This is a genomic window from Piscirickettsia salmonis LF-89 = ATCC VR-1361, from assembly GCF_000297215.2.
Taxonomy (GTDB): Bacteria; Pseudomonadota; Gammaproteobacteria; order Piscirickettsiales; family Piscirickettsiaceae; genus Piscirickettsia; species Piscirickettsia salmonis.
The window spans coordinates 37,029-42,960 of sequence record NZ_AMFF02000055.1; the positions used below are offsets into that span (position 1 = coordinate 37,029).

The 5,932-nt window shown below is 38.8% G+C and carries 6 protein-coding genes, 1 tRNA gene and 1 rRNA gene; 4 read left to right on the forward strand and 4 right to left on the reverse strand.

Going from position 1 to position 5,932, the window contains the following annotated elements:
* The first annotated feature begins 84 nt into the window (after positions 1 to 84).
* Positions 85 to 199 (forward strand): 5S ribosomal RNA (gene rrf, locus C200_RS05700).
* A gap of 9 nt (positions 200 to 208) precedes the next feature.
* A tRNA-Val gene (locus tag C200_RS05705) sits at positions 209 to 284 on the forward strand.
* 60 nt (positions 285 to 344) lie between these two features.
* Here the strand turns inward: C200_RS05705 and C200_RS05710 are convergent.
* Positions 345 to 689, reverse strand: a complete 345-nt coding sequence (locus C200_RS05710; RefSeq protein WP_017375799.1) for a DMT family protein — start codon at positions 687 to 689, stop codon at positions 345 to 347.
* 96 nt (positions 690 to 785) lie between these two features.
* On the opposite strand from C200_RS05710, the gene C200_RS16345 reads away from it, so the two are divergent.
* Positions 786 to 1,709: a LysR substrate-binding domain-containing protein gene (locus C200_RS16345; RefSeq protein WP_016211542.1), complete on the forward strand. Its 924-nt coding sequence runs from the start codon at positions 786 to 788 to the stop codon at positions 1,707 to 1,709.
* Here the strand turns inward: C200_RS16345 and C200_RS05720 are convergent, their stop codons facing one another.
* Positions 1,710 to 2,024 carry a hypothetical protein gene (locus tag C200_RS05720; RefSeq protein ID WP_032126435.1) on the reverse strand — a complete coding sequence of 105 codons (315 nt, stop codon included), beginning with the start codon at positions 2,022 to 2,024 and terminating at the stop codon, positions 1,710 to 1,712.
* Between the two features lie 173 nt (positions 2,025 to 2,197).
* On the opposite strand from C200_RS05720, the gene C200_RS05725 reads away from it, so the two are divergent.
* Positions 2,198 to 2,686 (forward strand): dihydrofolate reductase, encoded by a 489-nt coding sequence (locus C200_RS05725; RefSeq protein ID WP_016211545.1) that lies wholly within the window; start codon positions 2,198 to 2,200, stop codon positions 2,684 to 2,686.
* A 102-nt stretch (positions 2,687 to 2,788) separates the two neighbouring features.
* On the opposite strand, the gene C200_RS05730 is transcribed toward C200_RS05725, so the two are convergent.
* Both C200_RS05730 and C200_RS05735 read right to left on the reverse strand, forming a co-directional pair.
* Positions 2,789 to 3,589 carry an ABC transporter ATP-binding protein gene (locus C200_RS05730; protein WP_016211544.1) on the reverse strand — a complete coding sequence of 267 codons (801 nt, stop codon included), beginning with the start codon at positions 3,587 to 3,589 and terminating at the stop codon, positions 2,789 to 2,791.
* A 10-nt stretch (positions 3,590 to 3,599) separates the two neighbouring features.
* Positions 3,600 to 5,351 (reverse strand): ABC transporter permease, encoded by a 1,752-nt coding sequence (locus C200_RS05735; protein ID WP_016211543.1) that lies wholly within the window; start codon positions 5,349 to 5,351, stop codon positions 3,600 to 3,602.
* Positions 5,352 to 5,932: the final 581 nt, after the last annotated feature.

Here is a 5,932-nt window from a genome sequence, read left to right on the forward strand (position 1 = left end):
TGATAAAACCAGCGGGATTAAATAATTTAACTGCTTTTAAAAAATAATTAAAAGCCGACAGCAAAACGAATTTTACCAGTTTTGTTTGGTGACCATAGCAAGGTGGTCCCACCTGATCCCATCCCGAACTCAGTAGTGAAACACCTTAGCGCCGATGATAGTGTGGTTTTTGCCATGTGAAAGTAGGACATCACCAAACGCTTATTTCGGGTGCTTAGCTCAGCTGGGAGAGCATCGCCCTTACAAGGCGAGGGTCGGGGGTTCGATCCCCTCAGCACCCACCATATCAAAGCCGCTTCTATTAAATATAGAGCGGCTTTTTTGTTGTCTAAAAATTTATCCTATTACTTAAATATAAAATATACAGCACCGGCTAAACAAAAACCTGCCCAAAGAAAATTCCAAGAAATTGTTTGTTTCATATAAAAAATTGCAAAGGGTACAAATATTGATAGGCTGATAACTTCTTGTATAATTTTTAACTGCGCAAGACTTAAATGAGCATCTAGAAAACCAGTACGATTGGCTGGAATGAGGAAGATATATTCAAAAAAGGCAATGCCCCAGCTGGTTAGAATCGCAATCCAAAATGCCTTATGTTGCTCAGTTTTTAAATTGCCATACCAAGCAAAACTCATAATGGTATTGGAACAGATTAATAAAAATACGGTTTTTAAAAATGGTGGCATTTTCCCCTCAATGTTAATATTATCTTTTAGTCGGATTACAGTAGGAATTCGCTTTATTGATAGTGTATCATAAAATTTTATGTTGTAGGCAATCAGATGAACTTGAGGGATTTAAAGTATTTTATTAGTGTTGCTGAGTTAAAGCACTTTGGTAAAGCTGCAGAGGCTTGCTTTGTCAGTCAGCCGACATTAAGTACTCAGATTAAAAAGCTTGAAGAAGAGCTGGGCGTGCAGTTATTTGAGCGTGGTATGCGTACCGTATTATTAACGAGTGCGGGTGAGGTGGTTTTGGCTCATGCTAGACAGGCACTACGTGAAATTGATGATTTAAAAAGTGCAGCTAAACGTGAACAAGATCCTTACCAGGAGCCTATAACAATAGGCATATTACCAACGATTGCACCTTATTTATTGCCAGTGATTATGCCGCAGTTGTCAAAAAAATTACCTAAGCTTAAGTTAGTGCTACATGAATTACAGACACATCAGTGTTTGCAACAGCTTGAACTTGGCTTGGTTGATGGGGTTGTGCTTGCAACACCTGTACTGACACCGAATAAACTTATTGGGAAAATTCTTTTTTCTGAAGAGTTTTCTTTAATAATGCATCAGAATGACCCGCTAACAAAGCGAAAAAAAATCACGATGGTAGATATTGACCCTAAGCAGTTATTATTACTTGATGAGGGGCATTGTTTACGTGATCAGGCGTTAGAAGCCTGTGAATTCGCTGCAATTGAACATGATAATAATTTTCGTGGCACGAGTCTTGAGACGATTGCTCATATGGTGAGTGCCGGTATGGGAATGACTTTTATACCTGGCCTTGCCGAAGCACACTTTTCACAACTAGGTTTACAAATAAAATCATTGCAAGATGCACCCCATCGCCAGTTAGCTTTATTATGGCGAGCAGGTTCTAGTCGTAAGGCTTTGTTAGAAGATATTGCTGAACTGATTCGCTTCAGTTGTATAAATATAAGAGGAGTATCTGGTAATGATCAAGACTATTCTGAATAATTAATACAAGCCGATAAGCTCAATGGTTGTATGTGATTGTTTATTTGCCTTTGCAAGATTAAGGTGAGTTGTTTTATTGTCAAGTGTGGCTGGCAGCCTAATACTTTTTTCACAGCAAAGAGCACTTAAGCCATGACTTAATAATTGATCTAATTTTTTCTTTTTTATTAATATGATATTACTTTTCTTACTATGAGTGCATTTTAATAGTGTGCAAAATGCCAGTGGGCAGGGGGCTAATAGCATGAGTAATTCGTGATAATCATGTGTGTTAAGAGTAATAAATTTATCTTTGTTAACCTTATGGTTAGGCATAGCTTTAAGTTCAATTTTTTGGCAAGTAGTGGTTCTTGGTGCAATAATGATGCCAGATTAATGTTTGTGGTGAAGGTGTAAAAAAGTGGCTGTAGTGATTTGATTTGATATTTGTTATTTGGATAATGGGCGGGGGGAAATATAAAGTGTGGATAAACAGATAAGGGGTAACAATGCGTGTTTCGATGATCGCAGCGCTTGCTAATAACCGTGTGATTGGTAAGGATAATGACTTAGTTTGGCATTTACCAGATGATTTTAAATGGTTTGTTTTGCAGACGAAATACAAGCCCATTATTATGGGGCGTCGTAGCTTTGAATCTATTAATAGTAAGCCATTGCCTGATCGGCGTAATATTATTGTTTCATCGACCCTAGCACCTGGCTCTGGCTTTGAAGTGGTTAAGAACATAACGGATGCTTTAAATTTAGTGGCTGATGAGCCTGAAGTGATGATTACCGGAGGAGAGGGGATTTACACGGCCTGCTTACCATTGGCAGATCGTTTGTATTTAACTTTGGTTGATGCTGAGGTTGCTGGTGATACTTATTTTCCTAAGTGGGATCATTTACAATGGCAACAAACCGAGCTGAATTATCATCCGATAGACGATAAGCATCAATATGCTTATCGAATTGTTATCTTAGATCGCATCCGTTAATGGCAAGCTAATTACTATATAAATGAGCGCAGTTATGTCTTAATCATCAGCCGATTAATTAATCAAAATCGGCTGCTATAATCTTTTCGTGAACTGATTGACTTAATGAGCACCTTCAAGCAGTTGTTCAGAGATTAAAGCAATTTTTTCTCGTAGGTTGGCTGATTGAATATCACGTGGATGATCGGTAAGGATATGCGTTTCAAATGCAATACGTCCTGGGTGATGATCGAAGACGATCACCCGGTCTGCCATTGTTACGGCCTCTTCAACACTGTGAGTAACAATAACCATTGAGCGGGTCTGGATGGCGTGTTCCTGCCAAAGGCGAATGATATCTTTGCGCAGCGTGCTTGCTGTGCCGATATCGAGTGCTGAAAATGGCTCGTCCATGAGTAATATTTTAGGCTCAACAACAAGCGCACGGGCAAAACCAACACGTTGACGCATGCCGCCTGATAGTTCTTTACTATAGGCATGTTCATAACCGCCTAAACCAACTAGCTGGATGGCTTTTAGCGCCTTAGCTTTGCTTGTTGATTTACTCATACCTTGGGCATCCAGACCAAAGCAGACGTTATCAAGTACGGTAAGCCAGGGTAGTAAGGCAAAACTTTGAAAGACCATGGCAATTTCTTCAATGGGTTTTTCAATTAAAGTGTCCTGATGGTAAGCTTTACCGCTAGAAGCGGGTAATAACCCTGCGATTGTGCGTAAAAATGTTGATTTGCCTGCGCCTGATTTTCCTAAAATTGCAACAATTTCATTGTCGTATAAAGTAAAATTAATATTATCTAGAATATGCTGAGTTTGCTTATCTTCACCAACAAGCCGTTGGCTAATATTTTTTGTATAAAGTAAAACATTATTATTAATGTGAGTGGGGGTCACTGTGTTTTGCATGGAAATTACCCTATATTTTGTAACGTGTTTCGGCAAGACGGTAAAGGGGTTGCCAGATAAAGATAACGCAGAGGCTAACAAGTAAGCACAGTGCGGTGACAGCGAGTGCTGCTTGTGGAAGTTGGTGGTTGTTTGCTGTTTGAGCAATGAGTGCACCGAGGCCATTGGCACTGATGGTTTGGTTGTGCCACTGTAAAAACTCACCAGCAATCGCTGCATTCCAAGCACCGCCTGCAGCACTGATAATACCGGTAACAATATAAGGAAAGAGTGCCGGAATGATAAACTTAAACCACCAATGCCAGCCACGGCTGTGAAAACTCTTGGCCATCTCCAGCATATCTTGAGGCAGTGCAGATGCACCGGCAATGACATTAAAGAGAACATACCATTGTGTGCCGAGCATGATCAGTGGAATGGTCCATAAATTTAATGATTGATGGGTTGCAATTAGGATGATAGTGACGATCGGAAAGAAGATATTGGCAGGAAGCGCGGCCATGATTTGAATTATCGGCTGTAATCGTTGTGTTAAACGTGTGTTTAGACCAATATAAATACCAATTGGGGTAAATATCATAACACTTAAGAGCATGGCAATAGCCACTCTGAGTGTTGTTTTTAGCATGAGTGGAATCAGATAGAGCATGCTGCCATCAGGATAAAAATTCCATAATCTAGTGCCTGCATAAATACAGCTTATGGCTATTAATCCATAGCATAATGCAGTGATACTTTGTATAAGTATTTTTGGTAAGTACACAGGCTTTAAGTCAAAGGTCTTGGCAATATAGGTTGGAAAGTTAATAAATAAATGGCGCATGGTCGAAAATAACTTATTGAGAGTATGAATAAATAAGCCTTTTTGAATGAGGCTATAGAACCAAGAGCGATGATGTACAAGAGATTGTACATTTTCATACTTAAGCTTTTCTGACCATTTAACTAACGGTCGAAATAGCAGTTGATCAAAAATGATGACATTGACTGCAATCGCTAAAACTGCATAGAAAATTGCCTTTATATTTGCATGAGTTAGGGCAGTTTGAATATATGAGCCGACGCCAGGCAGCATGACGGTATGACCGTTTAGAGGAATTGCCTCTGTGGCAACTAAGGCAAACCATGCAGAAGATTGAGAGACCATGACATTCCATAATAGACCTGGAATTGCATAGGGCAGTTCTATACGCCAGAAGTGTTGCCAGGCATTTAAGTGAAATGCTCGGCTGGCGGCTATTAATTCATCAGGGATAATACGTAGTGCCTGATAAAAGATTAAGGCCATATTCCAGGCTTGACTGGTAAAGACAGCAAAGATCGCCGCCGCTTCTAAGCCCATCATACTTTTAGGAAATAAAAATAGAAACAAGGCTGTAGTAAAAGTTAAAAAGCCAATTAATGGTGCGGACTCTAAAAAGTTAATCAGAGGAAGTAAGATACGTGCAACATGTTTATTTTTAGCGCATGCATAGCCAATAATTAGAGAAAATATAAAGGAAAATAGCATGCCAATGAGTAAACGCATCGTCGTTCGTAGGCTGTAATAGGGCAGCTGCTCAGGATTTAATGAAATTACAGCAATACTTTTAATATTATGAAATTGAGCATGCATATCATGCCAGCCAATATAGCAGAATCCGCTAAATAGACCAATAAATATCAGGGCAATCACATCATACTTATTTAAGCGTAAGTTAAGATGGTGTGATTTATCAGCCAAACGGATGGTTTGAGTAGAAAGTGAATTACTTTCATACATAACACGACCCTCAAGTTTAGTTAAGGAAAATTTACGTAAAATTAAATTGATTTTATTAATGTTTTATTAAAAAGTAGAAAATTGCATATTATATTAGGAATATAATGCTTATTAGTGGCAACTCGGTGGCTGTAATGGCGTGCTGATTGTATAAGGCATAAAAGCCTCCTGATCTGTGATCTTCTTTAAATATGAGGAGGTTGATTTTTATCAATTCGTGGCAAATTTAAATTAAAAGAAAATTAATGTCAATAAAAAATGATAATGATTGCTTTTTATTTGCGCTTAGGTAATACAATACTCTGAAAATCAGCCATATTGTGAAATTGTGATAATTCGACTAAAAATTACTCCCAGTATTCGAAGTGCAGGTGCCAATAATCGATAAAGCAGCTAAAAATAGGCTTAAAACCTGATTATAGACGGACTGCTCCTGTTAGAACTTAATGAGCTGCATGGTCGCTAGGGCTTTGTGGTGCTTCATGATTACTGACAAGCGTTGCTTTGGACGCCCACCGGTTAAAAGCATTTTGCTACCACAAAGGATGCACTCAAACGGGTCAGTGTTGATAAAGCCTTTG

Excerpts from the sequence above, each read along its gene's own strand:
- C200_RS05710 (WP_017375799.1), bottom strand. The coding sequence starts at position 689 with ATGCCACCATTTTTAAAAACCGTATTTTTATTAATCTGTTCCAATACC.
- C200_RS05725 (WP_016211545.1), top strand. The coding sequence starts at position 2,198 with ATGCGTGTTTCGATGATCGCAGCGCTTGCTAATAACCGTGTGATTGGT.
- C200_RS05720 (WP_032126435.1), bottom strand. The coding sequence starts at position 2,024 with ATGCCTAACCATAAGGTTAACAAAGATAAATTTATTACTCTTAACACA.
- C200_RS05730 (WP_016211544.1), bottom strand. The coding sequence starts at position 3,589 with ATGCAAAACACAGTGACCCCCACTCACATTAATAATAATGTTTTACTT.
- C200_RS05735 (WP_016211543.1), bottom strand. The coding sequence starts at position 5,351 with ATGTATGAAAGTAATTCACTTTCTACTCAAACCATCCGTTTGGCTGAT.
- C200_RS16345 (WP_016211542.1), top strand. The coding sequence starts at position 786 with ATGAACTTGAGGGATTTAAAGTATTTTATTAGTGTTGCTGAGTTAAAG.